The 20,376-nt window shown below is 54.4% G+C and carries 22 protein-coding genes and 1 pseudogene; 12 read left to right on the forward strand and 11 right to left on the reverse strand.

All coding sequences use genetic code 11. The features are described 5' to 3' along the window. Positions 1 to 149: ATP-binding protein (locus E4S61_RS26625; RefSeq protein ID WP_135306397.1), on the forward strand; the 149-nt coding region annotated here is incomplete at its 5' end. 68 nt (positions 150 to 217) lie between these two features. Here the strand turns inward: E4S61_RS26625 and E4S61_RS24440 are convergent. Further along, positions 218 to 1,225: a CPBP family intramembrane glutamic endopeptidase gene (locus E4S61_RS24440; RefSeq protein ID WP_135306398.1), complete on the reverse strand. Its 1,008-nt coding sequence runs from the start codon at positions 1,223 to 1,225 to the stop codon at positions 218 to 220. 343 nt (positions 1,226 to 1,568) lie between these two features. On the opposite strand from E4S61_RS24440, the gene E4S61_RS24445 reads away from it, so the two are divergent. From E4S61_RS24445 to E4S61_RS26890, 3 genes and pseudogenes are all read left to right on the forward strand, one after another. Continuing rightward, a complete protein-coding gene (locus tag E4S61_RS24445; RefSeq protein WP_135306399.1) occupies positions 1,569 to 1,937 on the forward strand; it encodes a hypothetical protein in 369 nt (122 codons plus the stop codon). A gap of 365 nt (positions 1,938 to 2,302) precedes the next feature. Then, positions 2,303 to 2,719: a hypothetical protein gene (locus tag E4S61_RS24450; RefSeq protein ID WP_135306400.1), complete on the forward strand. Its 417-nt coding sequence runs from the start codon at positions 2,303 to 2,305 to the stop codon at positions 2,717 to 2,719. Between the two features lie 651 nt (positions 2,720 to 3,370). After that, positions 3,371 to 3,618 (forward strand): annotated as a pseudogene (locus E4S61_RS26890) (hypothetical protein). Position 3,619: 1 nt separating this feature from the next. Here the strand turns inward: E4S61_RS26890 and E4S61_RS24460 are convergent. Both E4S61_RS24460 and E4S61_RS24465 read right to left on the reverse strand, forming a co-directional pair. Continuing rightward, positions 3,620 to 3,946, reverse strand: a complete 327-nt coding sequence (locus tag E4S61_RS24460; protein ID WP_245180943.1) for an aldo/keto reductase — start codon at positions 3,944 to 3,946, stop codon at positions 3,620 to 3,622. 157 nt (positions 3,947 to 4,103) lie between these two features. Further along, entirely contained in the window at positions 4,104 to 6,086 is a 1,983-nt protein-coding gene (locus E4S61_RS24465; protein ID WP_135306402.1) for an ATP-binding protein, read from the reverse strand. A 357-nt stretch (positions 6,087 to 6,443) separates the two neighbouring features. Between E4S61_RS24465 and E4S61_RS25770 the strand changes: the two genes are divergently transcribed. From E4S61_RS25770 to E4S61_RS24475, 3 genes are all read left to right on the forward strand, one after another. Further along, complete coding sequence (locus E4S61_RS25770) at positions 6,444 to 6,614, forward strand: hypothetical protein (protein ID WP_167768635.1); 171 nt, start codon at positions 6,444 to 6,446, stop codon at positions 6,612 to 6,614. A 177-nt stretch (positions 6,615 to 6,791) separates the two neighbouring features. Then, complete coding sequence (locus tag E4S61_RS24470; protein WP_135306403.1) at positions 6,792 to 8,285, forward strand: sensor histidine kinase; 1,494 nt, start codon at positions 6,792 to 6,794, stop codon at positions 8,283 to 8,285. Positions 8,286 to 8,653: 368 nt separating this feature from the next. Beyond that, positions 8,654 to 8,947 (forward strand): hypothetical protein, encoded by a 294-nt coding sequence (locus E4S61_RS24475; protein WP_135306404.1) that lies wholly within the window; start codon positions 8,654 to 8,656, stop codon positions 8,945 to 8,947. Positions 8,948 to 9,564: 617 nt separating this feature from the next. Here the strand turns inward: E4S61_RS24475 and E4S61_RS24480 are convergent. After that, complete coding sequence (locus E4S61_RS24480; protein WP_135306405.1) at positions 9,565 to 10,014, reverse strand: response regulator; 450 nt, start codon at positions 10,012 to 10,014, stop codon at positions 9,565 to 9,567. Between the two features lie 225 nt (positions 10,015 to 10,239). Between E4S61_RS24480 and E4S61_RS24485 the strand changes: the two genes are divergently transcribed. From E4S61_RS24485 to E4S61_RS24495, 3 genes are all read left to right on the forward strand, one after another. Further along, complete coding sequence (locus tag E4S61_RS24485; RefSeq protein ID WP_135306406.1) at positions 10,240 to 10,443, forward strand: hypothetical protein; 204 nt, start codon at positions 10,240 to 10,242, stop codon at positions 10,441 to 10,443. 195 nt (positions 10,444 to 10,638) lie between these two features. Next, positions 10,639 to 12,129: a lamin tail domain-containing protein gene (locus E4S61_RS24490; RefSeq protein ID WP_135306407.1), complete on the forward strand. Its 1,491-nt coding sequence runs from the start codon at positions 10,639 to 10,641 to the stop codon at positions 12,127 to 12,129. Then, a complete protein-coding gene (locus E4S61_RS24495; RefSeq protein WP_135306408.1) occupies positions 12,126 to 12,407 on the forward strand; it encodes a DUF3006 domain-containing protein in 282 nt (93 codons plus the stop codon). The genes E4S61_RS24490 and E4S61_RS24495 overlap by 4 nt, the downstream gene beginning before the upstream one ends. Positions 12,408 to 12,426: 19 nt before the next feature. On the opposite strand, the gene E4S61_RS24500 is transcribed toward E4S61_RS24495, so the two are convergent. Beyond that, complete coding sequence (locus tag E4S61_RS24500) at positions 12,427 to 12,837, reverse strand: TRAM domain-containing protein (RefSeq protein ID WP_135306432.1); 411 nt, start codon at positions 12,835 to 12,837, stop codon at positions 12,427 to 12,429. A 50-nt stretch (positions 12,838 to 12,887) separates the two neighbouring features. Beyond that, the gene (locus E4S61_RS24505; protein WP_135306409.1) at positions 12,888 to 13,868 is read right to left on the reverse strand and encodes a hypothetical protein; all 981 of its coding nucleotides are present in this window, start codon (positions 13,866 to 13,868) and stop codon (positions 12,888 to 12,890) included. 237 nt (positions 13,869 to 14,105) lie between these two features. Here E4S61_RS24505 and E4S61_RS24510 point away from each other — a divergent pair, with 237 nt between their 5' ends. After that, on the forward strand, positions 14,106 to 14,369 hold the full coding sequence (locus E4S61_RS24510; protein ID WP_167768636.1) for a HalOD1 output domain-containing protein: 264 nt from the start codon (positions 14,106 to 14,108) through the stop codon (positions 14,367 to 14,369). A 90-nt stretch (positions 14,370 to 14,459) separates the two neighbouring features. Here the strand turns inward: E4S61_RS24510 and E4S61_RS24515 are convergent, their stop codons facing one another. The 3 genes from E4S61_RS24515 to E4S61_RS24525 form a co-directional block, all read right to left on the reverse strand. After that, a complete protein-coding gene (locus tag E4S61_RS24515; protein WP_135306410.1) occupies positions 14,460 to 15,284 on the reverse strand; it encodes a hypothetical protein in 825 nt (274 codons plus the stop codon). Between the two features lie 66 nt (positions 15,285 to 15,350). Beyond that, on the reverse strand, positions 15,351 to 15,593 hold the full coding sequence (locus E4S61_RS24520; protein ID WP_135306411.1) for a DUF7389 domain-containing protein: 243 nt from the start codon (positions 15,591 to 15,593) through the stop codon (positions 15,351 to 15,353). A gap of 372 nt (positions 15,594 to 15,965) precedes the next feature. Beyond that, positions 15,966 to 16,394: a hypothetical protein gene (locus E4S61_RS24525; RefSeq protein WP_135306412.1), complete on the reverse strand. Its 429-nt coding sequence runs from the start codon at positions 16,392 to 16,394 to the stop codon at positions 15,966 to 15,968. Between the two features lie 268 nt (positions 16,395 to 16,662). Here E4S61_RS24525 and E4S61_RS24530 point away from each other — a divergent pair, with 268 nt between their 5' ends. Then, entirely contained in the window at positions 16,663 to 16,959 is a 297-nt protein-coding gene (locus tag E4S61_RS24530; protein WP_135306413.1) for a DUF5789 family protein, read from the forward strand. A 53-nt stretch (positions 16,960 to 17,012) separates the two neighbouring features. Here E4S61_RS24530 and E4S61_RS24535 read toward each other — a convergent pair whose 3' ends face one another. Together E4S61_RS24535 and E4S61_RS24540 are read right to left on the reverse strand one after the other, a co-directional pair. Continuing rightward, complete coding sequence (locus E4S61_RS24535) at positions 17,013 to 18,068, reverse strand: sensor histidine kinase (protein ID WP_135306414.1); 1,056 nt, start codon at positions 18,066 to 18,068, stop codon at positions 17,013 to 17,015. 1,112 nt (positions 18,069 to 19,180) lie between these two features. Then, a complete protein-coding gene (locus tag E4S61_RS24540) occupies positions 19,181 to 20,092 on the reverse strand; it encodes a transcription initiation factor IIB (RefSeq protein ID WP_135306415.1) in 912 nt (303 codons plus the stop codon). Between the last annotated feature and the right edge of the window lie 284 nt (positions 20,093 to 20,376).

The raw sequence follows: 20,376 nt of genomic DNA on the forward strand, positions 1-20,376 counted from the left end.
CGGGGCATACAACTCGTGAGGAGGGAACCGGGTTTGGGCTCGCTATTGTCGCCGAAATGGTCACTGCGCATGGGTGGACGATTCAGGTGACCGAGAACGAGACGGGTGGTGCTCGCTTCGAGATTCTCGGTGTCGAATCAGTGGCGTGAATCGGTTGACAGGCCCAGTCTGTTCTGTTAAACTTATTCTCTGGATTGAGCAGAGCTTCTGATCGCGTTTAATCATCAGTTGGGTTGCGATATTCATGCCAGCGGAGCGTCGGTTTCGGGATTGTTAGGGCAACTCGTATCCCTTCTTCATGAGCGTGGTACCACCACCCTAGTACGGCAATACCGATGACAACACCGACCGACCGGATCACAACTGCCTCACTTGGAAGCACGAGCGACTCCTGAATAGTAGTCGCTGTCGAGAGTTTGAGGAGGCTGGCCGGTTGCGGGTTCACACCTGCGAGGACGCCCGTGAAATTGACGCCGAAGTGAATGCCGATCGGAACGGAAAGGTTCCCGCTGAGAACATATCCGAGGCCGAGGAGGAGCGCCCATACCGCGACCATGAGCCCGAACGTCGTGCCTTTTGCGACAGCATGTGTCAAATAAAAGAACCCCGAAGAGACGAGGATCGCAACTCCTGCGGCCATTCGCCGCGAAATCGCTGAAATGCTATCCAAGCCTTCAGTGATATTCGTAATTAAATAGCCTCGGACGAAGAGTTCCTCGGGCACAACGAAGAGCAGTTGGAACAATGCTGCACCCACCGCGATAACGACCCAGGAGCCGGGTTCAGTTGTGAGTCCCACGCCAGTGAACTCGTAGTAACCAATACCCAACCCGACGAGGACGGTCAGCATGGAGATGCCAGCACCGACCATCGTCCCTCCCAGGATCTCACGCCACCACTGTCGGTCGATCGCGAAACCGAGGTCGGAGAGGTGGCGACGGTCGACCACAAGGGCGGCCACTACTACGGCAAGTGCCAATCCCAACGCATTCGGTATTTGCCAAGTCAGCATATTGAGGGCCTCCACGATCGCTCCGTTTCCGGTAAAGGGTCTCGGACGATACTGGTTTCCCGCACCTGCCAAGACGAAGAACAACACGAGCCCAGCAACAAGACGGATGGGGGCGCGGGGACGGCGTTCGGCCGTATTCCAGACCACCCAGCGGAGGCGTAGTAACAGGTATCCCGGAACGCGACGAACCGCTGGTCCGGATGCATCAACCATATGACGAAGCTCCTCATGTAAAACGATGTGTCGATCTCTGTTAAATTCTCGGACAGCCCCTCAATGATTTCAACAGATTAGACGAGCGTCAGAAACATACGCTTCTGATTGTCTGGATGATCGGGTAGCGAACCCGACCGTGACTGATTGGGAGACAGGGACCCCCTCGCACGGTTGATTTATGGATGTATATCAATATGAACGTCTTTCGTCTGCTCGATACGCACACCACCTGTATTGACCCCAGCCGGGCCAGGACTTGTCACCCGCTGAGGGTTTCAACAGAGCCGGATTTCTCTCTTCCAGCCCCCAGTTCTAAGTAGGCTCTCACACGAAGACACCTATGCCTCAGGAGACGACTGCTCGATTAGAGGAATACGCCTACAGCAACGTGGGTGAGGCGCTACGGACCATCGCCATCGTATACGAGGATGACTGTGAAGTGATCTATCTCCGAGATAACCTCAAAGGCGAATATACCGCCGAAGAGTACCATGCAATCGTAGATTCATTCAGAGCCGGTCCCGAACCAACCGAACAGAGTACAGACAGCTTGCCGATCGGTGATAGGCAATCACTTGTCCACTATCACGAGAAAGCGTTCGTCTTTCAATTTCCTCACGAAAACTGCCACAGTATTTTATTGAGCGTTGAAACGAGCGTTGGATCAAAGCTCAGGTCGTTTATCAACGGCTGTCAAGAGCACCTGTAAGAACGAAATGGTACTCTCCCTTGGCACACGCAGGATTCAGTACTGGAGGTATCATAGAATGGATCTCATGCCCGCTCTTCATTCCCTCAATTTGCTCAATACAGCATACGTAGTGATCACTGTCCACCTTCTCAGAATTCAGTGGTATTCAAAGTCTCGTGCTGGATACAGCACACAGGTCGGTCATGTCACCGTCGTTGAAATGATTCGTGGAGAATCACTAAGTGCAGAAGAATGTCGAAACACACAGAATTGGGAGTATACAGTAGCTGCCAAAAGAGGCCACTCGTCGATTTGTTTTTCCAATCTGAATATCAGTTGATTACCAACATTTAACCTGATCGCATATGTTCCCTTCAGTGTATATGACAAGAGCACTCAAAGGCTCAGGCTTCTTCGGACTTGCAACGATGATGGTTGTCGGACTCTACCAGTTCACCCTCTTGGCTGGTGGGAATGGTGTCCCAGGCTGGATGATCGGCGGCCACGCACATCTCGGTGTGATCTCTATCCTTGCTATCGTCATGGGATTCGCCGTCCCCGCACTCGGAATCACTGGACGTCTCCGCACCGCAGTTACCGTTATGTTCATCGCCGGACAGTGGGGAATTCCCGGTATCGTCTGGCTCGGAGAAGGATTCGGACTCAGCTTTCTGATGCCCACTGGGTTTCTCTGGGGTATCGCGCTCATCCTGTCCATGCTTATCATGTTCTACAAAACCATCACCCAAGACACCGAACTTGGCGGTGGCCCCACTGGAGTAGCGCCTGCTGACGACTAGCAACAACCAAACTCACTCCCCACGACCACCAATCCGTTTCAGAGAGATCATTGTCGGTAACCCAACGGAATAACTAGTTACCCTATAAGCCCCTATCGTAGGAGAACGCGGTCACTCGGTTTCGAGTGCTGCATAGATCTCCGCGTGCCGACGTCCATCGAGTTTGCCCATCTCTAGTGCAATTTCGCGACGTTCTTCATCGCTCTCGGCCGCCTGATACTGCTCGTATAGTGGCGAACCTCGTCATCGACCGGGGCCGAGGAATCGGTGCTGGACGCCATTTCTATCTCGAACAGACTTGGTGTGGTCGTTTATCAGTTACTCAGGAGGAGCATCTAAAACAGCCGCTCAGTAGATGTGCGAACGTACCTTTTTCTGCCTCGGGTACGGCTCGCTTCGCTCACGTTCAGGATACCGCACTCGCTCCGCTCGTGCGGATGCTCACTGCACCACCTGGGCCTTGTTTAGACGCAGCAGAATCGGCTCCCATCCTTTGTACTCAACTGATGAAACCGCGCCGTGAGGTGCTCACGATGAATTTCTGTACAGCCGGGATGGCTCCTGACTCGCCCACTCCAGAGCGTCTAAACAAGGCTCAAGGGTGTATCATATGCTCAAGCGAGAGGCGGATCAGATTCAATGAGGTACCCTATGAGCTTCCTGACAGCGGTAGTTGTCTTCGTAGTTGGACTAGTCTCCGGTATCGTCATTAGATGGGGCGCCGGTCTCGCTGCTATCATTGCACTCCGTTGGTGATATTCGGGGTAACAACGCCAGACATCGGACTCGTCAATTACATCATTCAGGGATACTACAACGGCAACGAGCCGTTGTTCCTCGCTGGATTGTTGTTCGGAATCGACGCCAAGCAAACGAAGAACGTCGTGGTCGAACGCTGAACTACAGCCCTAGCGCTCGTTGCAATTTCGTGAGCAAGCCCCCCTGGAGGTCGAATATCTTCGTCATCTCCTCGCCCGTGAGTTCGAAGTCGAAGACCTCCAGATTGGCCTGCAGATGTTCCGAACTCGATGCCTTCGGAATCGCCGCCACCTGTTCTTGCTGGAGCAGCCATCGAAGGGCGACCTGTGTTGGCGTCTTTCCGTAGCGTTCCGCGATCTTCGTGAGCGTCTCGTCGTCCGAGACCTTCCCTTTCGCCAGTGGGCTATACGCTGTTAGGATGATGTCGTTCTCTGCAAGATTCGAGAAGCTGCGTTTCTTGCTGTACAACAGGGCTTGTGATGTGGCTAGTAACTGCGTCCACCGGCGCGAATCGCAGTTTGGGTACTGCGATGCTCGGGCAATCAGCACTCACCTCGACACGGCGAAAGAAGCGGCGTCGTTGCACTTCACTTGTTTACTCTGAGTCGGCGCAGGTTAGACGGGTTCAGATGGCCGATTCAGCAACCGGAAGTGTAAACGAGAATGTCGTCCCCTCTCCGACAGTCGAGTCCACGCTGATGCCCCCTCCGTGGCGGTCGATGATTTTCTTGCAGATCGCGAGACCGACTCCTGTCCCACCACTATCCCCAATAGCTGTAAAGAGATCGAAAATCTGATCCTGTTGCGCCGGAGGAATCCCGGGCCCAGTATCGGCCACGGTGAATCGCCACTTATCATCCACGCAGGTTGCCGTAACGCAAATACTAACCTCACCATCACTGTGGTCGATAGCGTTGCCGATCAGGTTTTGAAAAACCTTCGCGAGCTGTGTTGAATTCCCTATGACCGTCGGGAGTGAGTCGACCGTCACCTCACAGCCCTCCCGGTCAGTAAGAAGCATCTCTCGCACCTCGTCGAGAACCGCGTTACAATCAACTGGTTCGGTAGTCGACTCACTGCAGCCGATCCGGGCAAATTCAAGAATATCCGCAATCATCTGCTGCATTCGGTCAGCGCCATCGATGGCGAATTCGATAAACTCGCGTCCGTCCTCGTCGAGGTCAGCCGCGTAGCGGCGCTCCAGTAACTGCAGATAGCTCGAAATCGTCCGTAGCGGTTCCTTCAAATCATGAGCAACAACGGATGCAAACTGCTCGAGTTCGGCGTTCGACCGCTCCAGTTCCTCGACAAGTGCGTTCAGTTCCTCGCGGCGGTGCTTGAGTTCCTGTTCGCGCTCTTTTTGAATAGTAATGTCTCGTGTTGCGCCGACGAGCTGAATCACGTCGCCGTTTTCGATGACTGGCGCGAGCTTCGTCTGCAAGTGTGTAGCCTCTCCATCGACGGCATCCGCGACCTCGTATGAAAGAGGTTCACAGCGCTCGACGCATTCTTCGTACCGAGCTTCAATTTCGGTACCGATCTCCTCACCAATCACGTCACAGACAGTTTTACCGTGGAGTGCATCAGCCGAAAAACCGACCAGCTCTTCGTAGGCCTGATTAACGCGCTGAATACTGAACGAGTTCTCACAGTCGGCATTCACGAGAAAAATCGCGTCCTGCACCTGATTGAACACTGTTTCAGCCTGGGTCAGTCGCCGTTTTCGTTCCAACAGTTGGGTGAACCACTGGCGCAAATACTCGAAAAACGTTGTTTCAGCAGGAGTGAATGGCTGATCCCGGGGATCGTCTCTGACGAAGCAGACGGTGCCATAGAGCCCCTCATCAACACGGAGTTTCGCCCCAAGATAACACCCTAACTCGAACGCTTCATAGGCTGGGTCGCCTTCCCAGCCCTGTGCCGGTGCGTTATACACCTCCAACATCCCGTCTTGTTGGATCGTTTTCCTGCAGTACGTATTCGAGAGGTCCGTAACTCCCTCTTGGACGATGTCGGCGCCGGCTACAGCGACAACCTCATGACGCTCACGTGACTCTTCGATTTTAACGACGTGCCCGTTGGCAAGATCAAGTCGCTGACATCCCAACTCCAGAAGTTGTGAAATCCTCTCATCTGGCGATGCCTTCGGTGGGGCTGTGATTTCGATAAGTTGATCGCGGTACTGCTGGTGGTCCGTCTCTCGATTGTCGTGGGGATTGATATGCGATTGGCTAACGAGGGCCGGAATCTGGCTAGCCAGTCGGTCGTATAGATTGGTGCTCTCAGTTATCCGGAGATACTCGGAGACACCTGCCGAAATAGCATCGCTAGCGATCTCTTCGCTCCCGTTCTTTGTACAGAGAATGAAAGGGACGGCCGGCTGGACTGTACGGACGGTATCGAGGACCTCGATACCAGTTTGCTCCGGAAGGTCGTAGACAGAAACGACACAGTCAATGGAGTTGTCCTTGAGTCGGTCTACTCCAGCCCTCCCGCTTGGTGCTCTTGTGACGCTGAATTGGTTCTCCTCGTGTTCAAGGCGAGTCAGAACCTGTTGTGTAAAGTCGTCATTGTTCTTGATGAATAGAACCTGAATCGACTCAGTCATACACAGTTAGATACATATATAAACTGATGCTATTGTATATTAAATCTTAGGGGAAGTGTACGATTATCAGCGATATATCGTCTCAAATGCTGCCAAACCCAAGAGATACTTGGAGACACCCGTGTGTGATGCGGACTTCGCATAGCTACTACCTTCAGATATATTGATAACTAAACGTTAGTAAATGATATACAAGACATATTCGCTTGGTAGATTACGTACACGCCACGCTAGTGGTGCACTCTGTGCCGTTGCGATTGTCTACGACGGTGAGTGTGAAATCGTGTCCCTACGAGACAATCGTAAAGATTGGGACTCCCACACAGCTATATCACCGAGGAAGAAACGCGCTGGCTCATGTTCGTTTACGAACCCGGTCTTGAACAACTCTGGGCGTCGGTTGGGAGCCCCGCAGACTCGTGGACGATCCCGGACGATTCAGAGGTCGAGGAACAGATGAATCGCGTCGTTGAACAGCTGGATCGATATGGAATTGAGATTGTGGGTGATTCATTGACTATCGATTGATCGGCTCGATCGAAATCCTTAGCAGAGGATATATTCTAACTCGAGGCGGTCAGTACGGAGTGCACATTAGTTCTGATCAGTTGGTAAATTGGTAGTGTGTATTTCTCAGGTCCGCTCTCAGTCGTGGTCATTGGTATCACCAAGGAACTATGAATTCCGAGCGCATATAGTGTAGAAATGGCCGATGACGGACCATCGGAGACGTCAGCCACCGACGTTCCACCAACAACAATCTATACCCGTCTCGTTAACGGCGTCGTGAGCCTCAACGAGCAGTGGCAGATTACGTATTGTAATCAGCACGCCGAAGAAGTTCTCCAACATAGCAGAGACGAATTGCTCGGAACAGATGCTCACGAAGTATTTTTTGACTCCCCTGATTCGAACCTCCAGCAAGAACTCGAACACGCTAGAGAAACGCGAGAACCGATCTCGTTCGAGGCACATTTCCCCTCATTAGGTTGTTGGCTGGCGGGACGTGCGTATCCTATTGAGACGGACCTATGGCTTCATTTCCGTGACGTCTCTGAACGCGCTCGCCGCCAAGCACAACTGCAGAAACGCGAACAAGCTATGAACCGTGCATACGACGTTATTGCGGACCCCGAACTCTCCTTTGAGAAGCAGATTGACGCGCTGCTAGAAATCGTTCGGACCGCAGTCGGAACGGACTATGCGACGCTCTCTCGGGTCGATCAGAACGCCAATTCCTATCTGTTCGAGGCGGTCGCCACACCGACAGACGCTGATCTCAACGCGGGCGACACGGTGCCACTCGACGTGACAAACTGCGAATGTGCCGTCGAGACCGAGCAAACACTTGTGTTGAATGATATTCAAGAGGATGCGCCGGAGCTCGCCGATCGAGCAGGGAACGCCGACTGGGGCATGTCCTGTTATCTGGGGACACCAATATTCGTCGATGGGAATTCGTATGGAACCTTCTGTTTCTACGATATGGAACCGCGGAACGAATCGTTCTCCGATTGGGAAGTGGCGTTTGTCGAGTATCTTGGCGATTGGGTGAGTACGGAAATCGAGCGCCAGCGCCAGACCGCTCGCCTCGAATCGTTCGCGGATATGCTTGCCCACGAACTCCGCAATCCGCTGGCGATCGGGCAACTCTACAGTAACCAACTGCCAAGCGAGGCTGCGCCGGAAGCAGTTGAGTACGTTGCTGAGGCGTTCGATCGTATCGAGGAACTCATTGACGTGATCCTCATTCTCACCCAAGAAGCAACGGTCAACATTGACTGGGAAACGGTTGCGGTGGCAGACGCCGCCAGAACGGCATGGGCAGATGCCGATGTCGGCGGCGCAGAACTCACAGTTATAGCTTCACAAAACATCGAAGTGGATCCAATCCATTTCCAGCATCTGCTCGAAAATCTCTTCGAAAATGCAGTTACTCATCATACGGCAGATATGCCCGTGCAGGTTACTGTCGGGGACCTCCCGACAGGGTTCTACGTCGCTGATAACGGCTCTGGAATTGCCAAAAGTGAACGGAGCCAGGTCTTTGAGACGGGCTATACGACTGCCGACGATGGCACGGGCCTCGGGCTTGCGTTCGTTACCGAACTGACAGAGATGTATGACTGGCGCTGTCAGATTGTCGAAAGCGATACGGGTGGAGCACGCTTTGAATTCACGAATACTGACCACCGTTGAACCGCTATTCTTGGCTAATCGCCTCAACAAGTGTGATTCCGAAAGGCCATTATCCACTACCATCAAAATGCCTTCGTCTTTCAATTTCCACACGAGAACTGCCACAGCATTCTGCTGAGCCTCGAACCGAATGTCAGGTCGCGGTTAGGTCTTTCATTAGCGGGAGTCAACAGCGACTCTGAATCCAAGCTAAACGGCTAGATTAGAGACACGCTGGTCACCCGCCTGATTGCTACCTGGGCTGAATTACTTTTAAGCTAAAACTATGGGATACCCCAGATATATGACTGTGTATTTTCGTGCGATATGAGAAGAGATTGCTCTACTACGCCCGGAGATACTTGTACCGGAGAACAGTAGCATCCACCATGACCGACGACGAAGCGCCGGTGCAGCACTGCACACTCCCCGAACCAATAGATGTCCGAGACACACTCGAAGGAGCTGGCATCGAACATCTCGACGTCGACGACGAGCGAATAGTCGTCATCTATCAACAGGCGATTCTCATGGTCACCGCGACAGATGGCCAGGTAACAGCAGCTCAAGAATTAGAGGCCGAACTCTGGGAAGCAGCACCACGCTCGACAGCGCCGGACCCAGAGTCGCTCCTTACTTCGTTCATCGACGAGCTAGTGGCCGCGACTGACACGCCCCCGTAGCACTACGGCATGGAGTCGTCCCGAAACCGAGAGTGACCCGCACTACTGTCTAGTTCCCTTACATCCGATAGTCTCCAGAAATCCTGACTACCCAATAAATATCAAGTATCATCTAATAATTCCTATTTTATTTAAATATATATTGTAAACGAAGCTATTTGATTGTGCTAGACATGGCGAATATACTGAATAGATTTCAAATATGATTGATAGCGCGAATAACAAGCTGCCTGGAGGGCGAGTAGCTCTTGCCGATGGAAAAACACCAGTACCGTGTTTTGATCCATACTGCTGTACCGATGCGACTGTTCTCTGCTACGACCAGAACATCAATCGGCCAGTCGCATTTTGTGATAAACATGCTGAGGATTGGATAGCACACAAGCACATCATCCGCGCCAACCGACGGTAGCTGATATTTTTTGATTTCGACATACTGTAACCTCTGATAGCTATGAGGGTGCCAGGCCAAAGAGATGCGGCGTTCTGCCTAACGAAATAGTCTCTCTTTTGTCAATAATGATCATACAGGACCGCAAGTCCGTTGCAAAAAGCGTCCAGTTCGCCCAACTGTCGAGTGTCCTCGCTTAGGGACGATCTCGACGTTTCATGCTACGCTAGTTATACGAGGGCCGTTCAATCCGAGCAAGCCAGAAGTCCCGTATTTCCTTGACGAGCTCGAGATAGGTCTCGTAGTCCGTTGGTTTCGTGAGATACGCATTTGCGCCGAGGTCGTACGCTCTGTCGATCGTCGCTTGATCATCTTCGCTCGAAAGGATAAGGATTGGTACCCGACGGAGCGGGACCGAACTTGTTTTCAGCTCTTCGAGCAGCGCCATGCCGCCCTCGCCGGGGATATCGAGGTCGAGAAGCAGGAGCTCTGGCATGTCATGCCCGTCACATTCGTCGTCACTCGGACCCCGGGTGGGAAAAAACGTAATTGCCTCCATCGTAGTAGTCGCAAAGTCCAGTGTCGGGAACTCTATCTCGGTGGCTGCTTCTTCGAACAAGCGTCGGTCAGCTGGGTTATCTTCGACAACTAACACTGTAGGCAGATTCTCTGGCATAACCGTGGATAATTAATCATACAAGTATTGGTTCTCTATCAGCATTAATTTGATGGCCAGTTAGATTTTCATTTTCTGTTGGGAAAATCCCAGAAACCATATTTTAATTCCCACTATATTACCAGAAAAAAGTTGCATCTTGTCCACTTTAATGTGTCTAAATATTAGCTATTCGAGATCAAAACCAGCCAGTATTATTTTGGTAGCGCCGGGAGATGTTCGTATATGGTCTCCCCTCCTGTGTACCAAGCTGACCTTCTCGCAGATACCATCCAGAAGGCAACCACGCAGGGATTGTTAGGCCCCAAAGAGGCCGAAGTACTGCAGACGCGAGTGCAGGGGATCGACTCGCTTGAAGAGGCTCATGAACTGTGGAATCATATCGAGGAAGAGTACGATATACTCGAATCCCAGCTGTGGGATAACTGACTGGCAGTGTTACTGTTGGGCGAGGGCATGGCCAACTCATCGTTACTGACCCGTCCTATGACTTCGAGTCGAAGCTGTAGGCTCTAGAGACCACTCTCATCGATTTGTCGCAAGTCTTTCTTGAGATCCTTCTCAACTCCTGAGGAACCTGACGTAGCCCCCATTATCTTGTGGCTGGCTGGCGTACCATCGCCAATGGACCGGTCGTCGCTACTCGCTACATTCTTAGTCGGCCTTTTGCTCGTGATCGCCGGGTGTGCTGGACTCGGAGACACCACCACTACCGCGGCACCTACCGACACTGAACCCTCAACAACTACTACTCTCTCACCGACCGACACGGACCCCACGCCAACCGCGGCTCATTCACCAACCGATACCGAATCTACAACGACCACCACAGCACCCACAGCCAACGGCACCCTCGAAGTCCACGCTATCAACGTCGGCCAGTCGACGAGTACGCTCATCATCAGCCCGACCGGCGAAACGATGCTGATCGACTCGGGTGACTTCACCGACGATGGGGAATACGTGCTCCAATATCTCCAGCGCCACAATATCACACGCATCGACCACTTCGTCGTTACGCATGCCGACGCCGACCATATCGGCGGTAACGCGGCGATCATCAACTACTACGAAACGGAGGCCAACGGTATCGGCGCAATCTACGATCCTGGGATTGCCGCCAGTACCCAGACCTACGAGGAGTATCTCGATGCCGTCGAGACACACAATGTCATCTTGTATGAAACCAGAGACGGCGATTCGATTCCCTTCGACGGCGTCGACCTACAGGTCATGGGGCCACCGGAACCATACATCGATAACGAAGCCCGCAACGAGAACAGTATCGTGCTCAAACTCACCTATGGAGAAACGAGTTTCTTACTGCCCGGTGATGGGGAAGCCGACCAGGAACGCTACCTCGTCGAGAACTATGGCTCGCAGCTCCAGTCGACGATCCTGTTAGCGGGCCACCACGGCAGTGCCAGTAGCTCGAATCCCGCCTTCCTCGATGCCGTTCAGCCGAAGGTGGCCATCATTTCTAGTGCCTACGACTCGCGCTATGACCATCCCAACACGGAAACGCTCGAGCGGCTGGCTTCCCGCAGTATCACCACCTATTGGACAGCCACCCACGGCGGTATGGTGTTCCGGAGCGATGGCCAAACTGTGACGGTGCGCACCCAACAAGCCGCGCCGACCAAGCCCCTCGAACTTCGAGAGGGCGACCCCATCGCTCCCGGTGCGACCCAGCCCCTGGAGACCAGAGCGCGCTTTACCGGCAGTGGACAGTCGCAACCGACGACACCCGTTGCCACGGACGGTGGGACGACAGACACCTCCCCATCGTTGTCGCTTGCGGACGTCAATGCTGATGCCGCTGGCGACGATCGCTCGAATCTCAACGACGAGTACGTGGTGCTCCGCAATGACGGCCAGACGGCGATTGACATATCCGGTTGGACGGTCGCCGACAAAGCCGGCCACAGTTACACGGTTCCCAAGGGCGTCACACTCGAAGAGGGCTCGACAATCACGATCCACACTGGAAGTGGACAGAATACGGCGACGGACCTCTACTGGAATGCTGGCAGCCCAATCTGGAACAATGGTGGCGATACGGTCATCGTCACGACAGCAGACGGCGAGCGCGTCCTCAGCGAGACCTACACATGATACCCGATGGTACGTACATGGCAGTCGTCGATCGCATCGAAGACGAACTCGCGACGCTTGAGGTTCAGGGCGACGACGAACGGTATAGCCTCGTCATCGATGAGACAACACTCCCAGCCGACGCTCGACATGCCGATGCGATTGTCGAACTCGAAGTTGACGATGGCGAGCCAGTCGAAATACGCTATCAGGAACAAGAGACGGCAAGACGAAAAGAAGAAGCACAGAGTCGATTCGATCGACTCTCAAAGCGACGCTCGGACAACGACGAGGAGTAAGCCTGCTACCTGGCGTCACTCAGTCGTAGTAACTAATCCGCTCGGTGACTTCAGCAAAGGCCACGTTCTCCGTTACCGTCTGAATTTCGGCGGCGACGCGTTCGCCGACTTCTGTGTCGGGGACAATAACGACATACCCTCGCTCAACTCGGGCCACCCCATCGCCCTGCTCACCGATATCCTCGATTTCGACTCGTCGCGTCTCCCCCTCCTTAACGGGTGGTCCCTGAGCCTGCCCATTCGCTGATGGAGAGTCCACACTGCTTCGGTGTGTATTTGACTCGGTCGGGTGCAGCGCAACCCGATACGTCTCACCCGCTTCCAACTCACCAATTTGAATCTCATCGGCAGGCACATCAATCACGAACGACTCACCATCTTCCTCGATCTCAGCAGAGAACAGACACTGTAGTTGTGGTGGAATTTCCATGTATGCAGACAGCCTCGTTCTCAGAGACGTCATCGGCCACCTATTTGACTCTACTCCCACGGATACTGCCCGTGGCGCTCGCGGTAGGCTCCAATCTGCTGGTCGAACTCAATTTCGTGTGGGAGCGGGTCGCCGGCGTGGACATCCTCGGAGGAGACACTGTCGGGCAGCCACTCGCGCGATTGCTCCTCGTCGGACTCACTCGACTCCTCTTCCAGATCGAGAAACCGTGCGTGTTCGCAGACATCGCACATCCAGATTTCCCGTCCAGTCACTGGGTATAAATCGAGACCATCCCGGCCAGCATATGAGTGTGGTGTCGGCTCCTGACAGCCAACACAGTCGTATCGGTACTCAAGGTCACCCGGATCTCCAAGAGAATACGCCTGGACGATCCCAGGCACCAACCAGTACTCCGCCTCACTCTCCTCGATCCGTGTCGCCAGCGCTTCGAACTGGCTGTACTCGGTCAAGCCGTCGCCGTCCTCGACGAACAACCGTGGCGTGGTATTCGGACGCTCCCAGTCGGTCTGCTCGACGGCGGTTTCGAAGAGGGTCTGCCCCACAGAGCGACCAAATCGAACGATATCCGGCGGGAACGGCCACCCCTCGGTCAGTTGTGGGGCTGGTTCGGCGTTGAAATCTGCCCGGCACTTGACTGTTGCACGGGAGGACTCAGTACCGGTCGTCAGGTCGTCACTGACAGCAAATGCTGCGGCACCGAATGCTTGGGCATGGTACTTGGTATTCCCCTCAACGACGGCAAGGATGACGCGACCGAACGACCACTCATCGACTGACCTCTCGTTCTCGACCGTCGGGTCGACGAGAGCGTCCCCAGCGCAGAACGGACAGTGCACTTCTGCTTCAGGGAGCGGCTTCGAATAGGTCGAACACTGGGTGGAGTCAGCATCGTCGGGAGTCCGGTAGTTTCCGGGCAGGTCCTCGGCATCGTCAGCGTCGGCGCGAGGGTCTGCGCTAGCGCTCCCACGGATATCTGCCGGGTCGAAGCTGGGGTTCCAATCAGTCACACACATGGATAGTCTCGTTTTCAGTTATAAACGCCAGCCCACTGCGGTGCTACAGAAAACACATCGATAGGAGCGGGTGCGAAGGGAACCTCCCCACTGTCTGAATCACAATAGCGACAATTCAGCCGCGCAAGAATTGGCATCTCTATACTCGTGGCCACCGATGTGGTTTGGAAAGTTGTTTGTCTTATATATGTCTGACAAATGTTTATGTATTGTCTGATATTCAGTGCGAGTATGGGAGAAACAAGTGGGAGTCTATCTGAACGAATCGTCCAACGGGTAGCGACAACTACCAACAGCGACGTGGTTGAGTTGCCGCCACTGTACGACAGTATCGATCCGGATGCTCTGGATATGACCGTTAAGGAGATGTCCGGCGGTGCTATCTCGTTCAAATATGCGGGACATGAAGTAACGGTTACTCACGGCGGCGCAATCAGGCTCGAAGAACAACCAACTGGCACTCCCGCCACGGAAATCGCTATGAGCGACGATTGATCCGGGACTGCTCCATCAGCCGCTGATTCAAGATATCTTTTATTGGCGGTGTCGCTGTGAGAGTATAGCTCAAGAACTTTGTAGGCAGTATTACTCGCCAAGCGGCGTGACATCGAAGGTCTGGAGATGCGACCGCAGGCGAGCGTAGGCACCATCACCGCTCCCAGCGGTCACACAGAATCGGTTCGGCCGGGCAGCACGAGGGTTGCCACCGGCGTTGATCCAGCGCTCCATGGTGAACTCCTGTGCGTCGAGTTCGTCTTTGTCCGCATCGGTACGGAACACTGCTGCAACCACGGGCGTTCCATGATTCTCGGCTCGATAGGCGGCCTCGACCGCCTCGTGGTCAGCGTCGAACCGCGTCCAGCCCGCGAACGTCGCTGGCGGATTCGCAGCGAACGCCTCAATCTCCCGGCGCTCTTTCGTCGCTTCGACGGCACTGCGCCACGCCTGCTCGATATCGTCGAACTGGGACTGCTCGATTGCCGCCAGCACATCTGACTTAAGACAATCACTGGCCCACGCTAGCACGGTTTTGGCCTTCTTCGCTCGCTCGTCGGGCTCCCCATTCAGACAGCCGAAATTCCGCTCTCGGGGCGAGAGTGTAAACATCATCCGCCGCCAGTAGCCAGGATCGGCCGCTCGATCCTCGCCCCGGTCCGGTGCCCACGCGGTCATGGATTGGCGAATCTCTTCGTGGTGTCCGAGACCAGTACGATGTCCGCCAGTCGAGAGCACCCGTTCAGCAAGGTCAATCGTCCGCTCAGTCTCGTCGGCGGGCACTTCCTCGGGACGGTCGATGTCAACGTGGTATGGGAGGCCGTACTCAGCCACGAGGACTCGGTCGATATCGGGACCGATGGGTGCTTCATCAAGGAAGGTCGGTTCGACTCCGTCCACTGGCTCGGTGTGCATCTGTAGAATGCCTCCACCCGCTGGAGGCTGCACAAAATCGACGAGCAAGAGAAAAAGAGCGAGTGGCTACGACTCGTCAGACTGCGTCGGCTGGATCGCCCGCATCCGGTCGCTGTACTCCGCTTCGTACTCGGTGAGCAGCTGTTCGAACTCTTCAAGCGCATCCGCTGCGGTCTCACCTTTCGCTTTGATGGTGAGCTGGTCTTCGTCCCAAGTGCCAGTGCCGCGTTTGAGTCGGGCTTCGACGCTGGCCCCGATATCTGTTCGTTCGACTCGCTCGATGTCGTCTGAAGTGGTGTCGTCGGTCATAGTTCCTCTCGGGAGCGCACTCTCTGGTACGCCCCGCATCTATCGGGGAGCGCAGAAAACCGCGGCGGAGTTACCGATCCCCGTCGACGGCCAACAGCGGTGGCTGCCCAGCGCTAGTCAGCGTCGAAGGCCTGGTCGCGTGCGAGGACGAATCGGGAGAGATTGCAGTATGTGTGGGTCGCTGTCACAGAAACGAAGGGGTGGGGTGAGGTGCGTGTGACACTATCAGATTCCCCTTCACCAATACTACTGTCCCAAGCAGCCTTAGTTATGCTTTGCGTATAGCGGCTCTACATCGGTCAACTACCATTCTGTACTATCTAGTGTCCAAACTGTCGCACGGACAGTATAGCCAGAAAGCCGTTTTTCTGGTTACTCGATGTCGTATCGGTCTTCGACGAGCGACCGATAGTACTCGTGATCGTCGACATCGACATCATCACAGGCATCGGTGGATTTCGCAATCACGCTCGCGAATTCTGGTTCAGGAGTCCACCCCTCAGCCTGTCGAATCGCTTCCCACTCACGAACGGCGGCCTGCTTACCGTCACGAGTCACGTACAGCACGCGTAGCGCTGGCCGCTCTCGGTTCGGTCCAGCAACAGGTGCTTTGGTTTGCCGACTGACCTGCCACTCTAACAGAAGCCCACCGCGACACTGAATCGCGTATAGGGGCTGTTCGTCCTCCCCAACGGGTTCTTCCTGGCCCTTTCTCGCCCAGGACTCGGGCAGTGGCTGGTTATCTGTCTCGTCTTTCCAGCGCCATTCGAGCGCCGTGCCTGATCGCTGTGTGCTACCCATGGTTGGTCTCTCACTCGCTGGGAGAGTGCACAAAATCGGCCAACATGCACCCATCCTTGACGGTTTCAACCGAAGCTGAAGATTCTTCCCAGCTATCAAAATCTCTCTTACCTCGCGATACCGTTCTGCTACAGACATCCCCTATTTGGGCCCAAGATACTACCGCTATGAGTAGAAGATGCTCCCCTCTCTTAGCTCAAGAGGAATTCTCGTGTAATTGTATCTGGTCATAATGTTTTTTAATGAATGATTCGTCTATCGAGTCCCAATGCGCTACTCCGAAACCCTACAGTTGTTTGAGCAAGCGTTCACATTCCCTGCCGACCGAGATACTGTCCTCAAGCAGTTAGGAGCCGTGGAGTTGATGACCCCCGCTGGAGACACAGTCACTCTCCGAGAGGTGCTCGAACGTACCGATGAAGCGATATACCACACCCCAGATGAGCTCTACTCCTCACTAGTGGGCAATCTCGAAGACGGGTTCATCGGGCGGAAATACTACGATGATCGAGCGGGCATCGAGGCGGGTGTCGATGACGTCCGAACCGAAGACGTCTCATTCTAACTCGGCCATCGATATCACGCAGGCAGTATCGACACCTCTACTGACGACTATCTTCAGTACATATTCTCGAACTCAAAGCGTGCCCCACCTCTCGTACTCGCTGTCAACGAGCACTCCCAGCCATAGATGTCTGCCATCGTTTTGACGAACGTTAATCCTACCCCCATCCCTCCATCGTCGGCCGCCGTCGTGTAGCCTCGCTCGAAGATGGTCTCCCGAACGTCGACTGGAATCCCCTTCCCGTCGTCGACGACGTAAAATCCAGTTGGGAGGTCATCAACCGTCACAGTAACATCGTCACCACCGTGTTCGACTGCGTTCTCGAAGAGATTCCGGAGCAAATGGCGGAGATACGTTTCATCAGCCGCTATCGTCAGGTCGGTCTGCACTGTCAGTGTTGCCTCGGGGGTCTCGATCTCGTCCCATGCATCCTGCGCAACGCCAGCAAGAGTAACCGGCTGCTGTTCGGACAAGGCTTTCTGGCCTCGTGCTAGGACCAGCATGATGTCGATCGTGTTCTCGATGCGATCGAATGCTTCAGCGACGTAACCGACGGCCTGCGGATTGTCCGTTTCGGACAGCTGGTGTGTGTATATCTGTCCGATCGACACTGGATTGCGAAGTTCGTGGGCCAGTAGACTGGCGAAGCTCTCCAGCCGTTCGTTCTGGCGTTCAAGTTTCTCGCCGTACTCCTCAGCGTCTTTTGCACGCGTCTTGGCTTGCCCATCGTGATACCCCATTCCCAGGCCAGCAACACTCGCGAGACCCGATAGAATGAGGAAATTTGCAATCGGGTCGGTCAACGTCGTAATGAGTGTCATGAATAGGAGAATCCCAATCATGAGTACACCGGCACGGATACACCACCCGGCGACAACTGGGAAGACGTCGGGGCGGATATTCGTTTCAGGGAGTCGGTGACCACCGTAGAAGAGGACGATACCACTCGTTCCGACTAGTATTGAGGTTGTTAGCGCTGCCTCAGTCGGCCGATCCCCGAGCAGTGAGACGACCGGCACTCCGGCAGCAAAGAGAATATAGAGGCCGCCAAGCGCGAAGAGGACACGTCGACCGCCAATAATTGCGATGCATCTTATCAAATACCCCATTGTCACTTCCGATAGAGAGTATGGTGTTAATGATTGTGGCCGAACTCGTCACCACTTCAAGGGATAGTTGAAAATTAGACATCTGCACTTGGTTGGTTATCTTCTGGTAACCAAAGAATAACGATACTATCAGAACACATCAAAACAGAAAATGTGTGCGAAGTACGTTGCAACTGGTGAGGCGTTCTACAAGGAGAAAAAGTGTGACACGCTCACGGAAGCGATATATCGGGCATTGTATGAGACAGGTGATAACTGCGAGCGGAAACAAATCCTCGCTGACGAAGAGTTGGTGTACGATTCTAACGCGGAGGGGTCATTAGTGAAGTGGGTCAAAGCTGAGCGCCCAGAGTTAGAACACCTAATTCGAGACTGAGGAGTACCGCACTCACTAACAGTGTTAGTACGTGCGTCTATTCTATACCTGCTGTAATTTGAGGAACTCCGATGACGAGACAGCGGCCGGTTATGCCGGCTGGTGCAGCTGTGGCGACTTTACAAAGACTGGAGTCTGCCCGCATCTCTGTACTCTTCGACAACGCGTGATACTCAACAATGTCGCTATTCCACTCAGAAATCTCTGAGACGTGGCCAGTGGTTCAACTGTTGGATAGGCTTCCTTTCAGGGGAATAGGGCTGCAATCGCATCAGGCCTCCCTTCTGGAAAGTGAGAGAACCGCACTGTCTGGGCCTTATTCGGACCCAGATAGCATCCCACTACCAAACCGCATACCCTTGACGAGTGGTCACTGATACGGCAGCGACCGTGTCTCTGAACGCACGGTTGATCACGTGCAGCTGTCCATAAACAAGAATGGATTAAAACTCTATTGGCCGTTCCGTCGCTCACCAGCCGTACTTTCGGCTCACAGAGGGTAGAAAAGCCACCGAGGATTATGCATCATAGCCCAAGCAGAGCAGCTAATTCCGGGACTACGCCCAGATTCCGCTGCGAAAAACCTACCAGAAAACATTTACCGAGTGCCAATGGACATCAGGTACGGTCCCAGCAGATGACGTCGACCGTTCGTCGCCTCGATCTGTAAGACGGGGCGGCACCGCCCTCACTGGGAGTCTTCTCCCATGGGCCTCCCTTCGAACGTGACACTACTTCATCGTGAGCTACGGGTATCAATCTGCTGAAGCCGCTGGAACCACGTCCGGAGCGTCTTCATCGAGACATCCACCGCGTCACTGAGCGTTGTCTGTGTCAGTCGAATATCAGCCTGCTCACTCGCTAGATATACGCATGCCGCGTCGATACCGACTGGACTGCCGTTGATCTCCGCAGACTCAGTTGCTCGCTCTGCAACCCGGGTAGCAGCCTGCTTGACCGACATCGGAACATCTCCCGGCAGCTCGGAGAAGACCTTCGGCACCCACTCAACCGGCCGCTGGACGGGAATCGAAATCTCGAGTTCAGTCTGGAACGCCCGATACGCAGTCCACACTGCCTGTTTCGAGCAGCGGGCGTAGGCCTCGATCTCGTTCATCTGGACGACCGTGTTGTATCGGCAGGCAGCATAGACGGCTGCCGCCGCCCCACTTTCGATGGAGCGTCCGACCAGCAGATCGGCGTCCTGCCCACGTTGGAATAGTTTCGACGCCTGCTTACGGACCGACTGTCCGTACTCCAGTGCCCCGACCAACCGTCGAATCTCGCCCAACCCATGCGCCAGATTCCGGTCTCGCTTGGACTCGAATTTCGACCGACTGTGCAGTCGGCGCTGTCGAGCCAATCGCCGGCGTTTCCGCGGCGAAATATCTCCCTCGCCGGAAAATCCGATCTCGGTAGAGAGGCCGCCGTCGTGCATCGTCACCGTCTGCGGTGCGCCAGTATGCTTGCGCTCCTCACGGTCGAACGACCGCCACTCTGGTCCGTAATCAACAGGCGAATCCTCGACCACGAGCCCACAGGACTCACAGTGGGTCTCTTGCTCGCTATGGCAGAGGTCGCCGTTACATTCGGGACAGCGCCGTGTCGAGACGCTCAACTCACGTTGCTGGACAGTTTGTGAAGACATTGGAAGACTTCCTCACCCACCGTGGGAGGCGAAAAATTCAGCGAGGACAGTCCGTCTACGCATCCGGCAGTCGGTCATCGGGCCGTGGGACTAATCCCGCTCGAATCTCTATATCGACCCGCCGCAGATGCTTACATCGAGACACGTCGTCCGGACAGCTACAGGTTTCTTCGAGTACGTCTACCTCGTAGACGCTGTCTGAGGCCGACTGTATTTCGTACCGACCGGGCTTTTGCAAAAACGAAACGTCGATGGCCTCGCGTTTCGCTCGCTTCGTTCGTGGG

Source organism: Haloarcula amylovorans, assembly GCF_004681185.1.
Classification (GTDB): Archaea; Halobacteriota; Halobacteria; order Halobacteriales; family Haloarculaceae; genus Haloarcula; species Haloarcula amylovorans.

Coding starts and splice junctions, on each gene's coding strand:
- E4S61_RS24440 (WP_135306398.1), bottom strand. CDS start 1,225: ATGGTTGATGCATCCGGACCAGCGGTTCGTCGCGTTCCGGGATACCTG.
- E4S61_RS24445 (WP_135306399.1), top strand. CDS start 1,569: ATGCCTCAGGAGACGACTGCTCGATTAGAGGAATACGCCTACAGCAAC.
- E4S61_RS24450 (WP_135306400.1), top strand. CDS start 2,303: ATGACAAGAGCACTCAAAGGCTCAGGCTTCTTCGGACTTGCAACGATG.
- E4S61_RS24465 (WP_135306402.1), bottom strand. CDS start 6,086: ATGACTGAGTCGATTCAGGTTCTATTCATCAAGAACAATGACGACTTT.
- E4S61_RS25770 (WP_167768635.1), top strand. CDS start 6,444: ATGTTCGTTTACGAACCCGGTCTTGAACAACTCTGGGCGTCGGTTGGG.
- E4S61_RS24470 (WP_135306403.1), top strand. CDS start 6,792: ATGGCCGATGACGGACCATCGGAGACGTCAGCCACCGACGTTCCACCA.
- E4S61_RS24475 (WP_135306404.1), top strand. CDS start 8,654: ATGACCGACGACGAAGCGCCGGTGCAGCACTGCACACTCCCCGAACCA.
- E4S61_RS24480 (WP_135306405.1), bottom strand. CDS start 10,014: ATGCCAGAGAATCTGCCTACAGTGTTAGTTGTCGAAGATAACCCAGCT.
- E4S61_RS24485 (WP_135306406.1), top strand. CDS start 10,240: ATGGTCTCCCCTCCTGTGTACCAAGCTGACCTTCTCGCAGATACCATC.
- E4S61_RS24490 (WP_135306407.1), top strand. CDS start 10,639: ATGGACCGGTCGTCGCTACTCGCTACATTCTTAGTCGGCCTTTTGCTC.
- E4S61_RS24495 (WP_135306408.1), top strand. CDS start 12,126: ATGATACCCGATGGTACGTACATGGCAGTCGTCGATCGCATCGAAGAC.
- E4S61_RS24500 (WP_135306432.1), bottom strand. CDS start 12,837: ATGGAAATTCCACCACAACTACAGTGTCTGTTCTCTGCTGAGATCGAG.
- E4S61_RS24510 (WP_167768636.1), top strand. CDS start 14,106: ATGGGAGAAACAAGTGGGAGTCTATCTGAACGAATCGTCCAACGGGTA.
- E4S61_RS24515 (WP_135306410.1), bottom strand. CDS start 15,284: ATGCACACCGAGCCAGTGGACGGAGTCGAACCGACCTTCCTTGATGAA.
- E4S61_RS24520 (WP_135306411.1), bottom strand. CDS start 15,593: ATGACCGACGACACCACTTCAGACGACATCGAGCGAGTCGAACGAACA.
- E4S61_RS24525 (WP_135306412.1), bottom strand. CDS start 16,394: ATGGGTAGCACACAGCGATCAGGCACGGCGCTCGAATGGCGCTGGAAA.
- E4S61_RS24530 (WP_135306413.1), top strand. CDS start 16,663: ATGCGCTACTCCGAAACCCTACAGTTGTTTGAGCAAGCGTTCACATTC.
- E4S61_RS24535 (WP_135306414.1), bottom strand. CDS start 18,068: ATGGGGTATTTGATAAGATGCATCGCAATTATTGGCGGTCGACGTGTC.
- E4S61_RS24540 (WP_135306415.1), bottom strand. CDS start 20,092: ATGTCTTCACAAACTGTCCAGCAACGTGAGTTGAGCGTCTCGACACGG.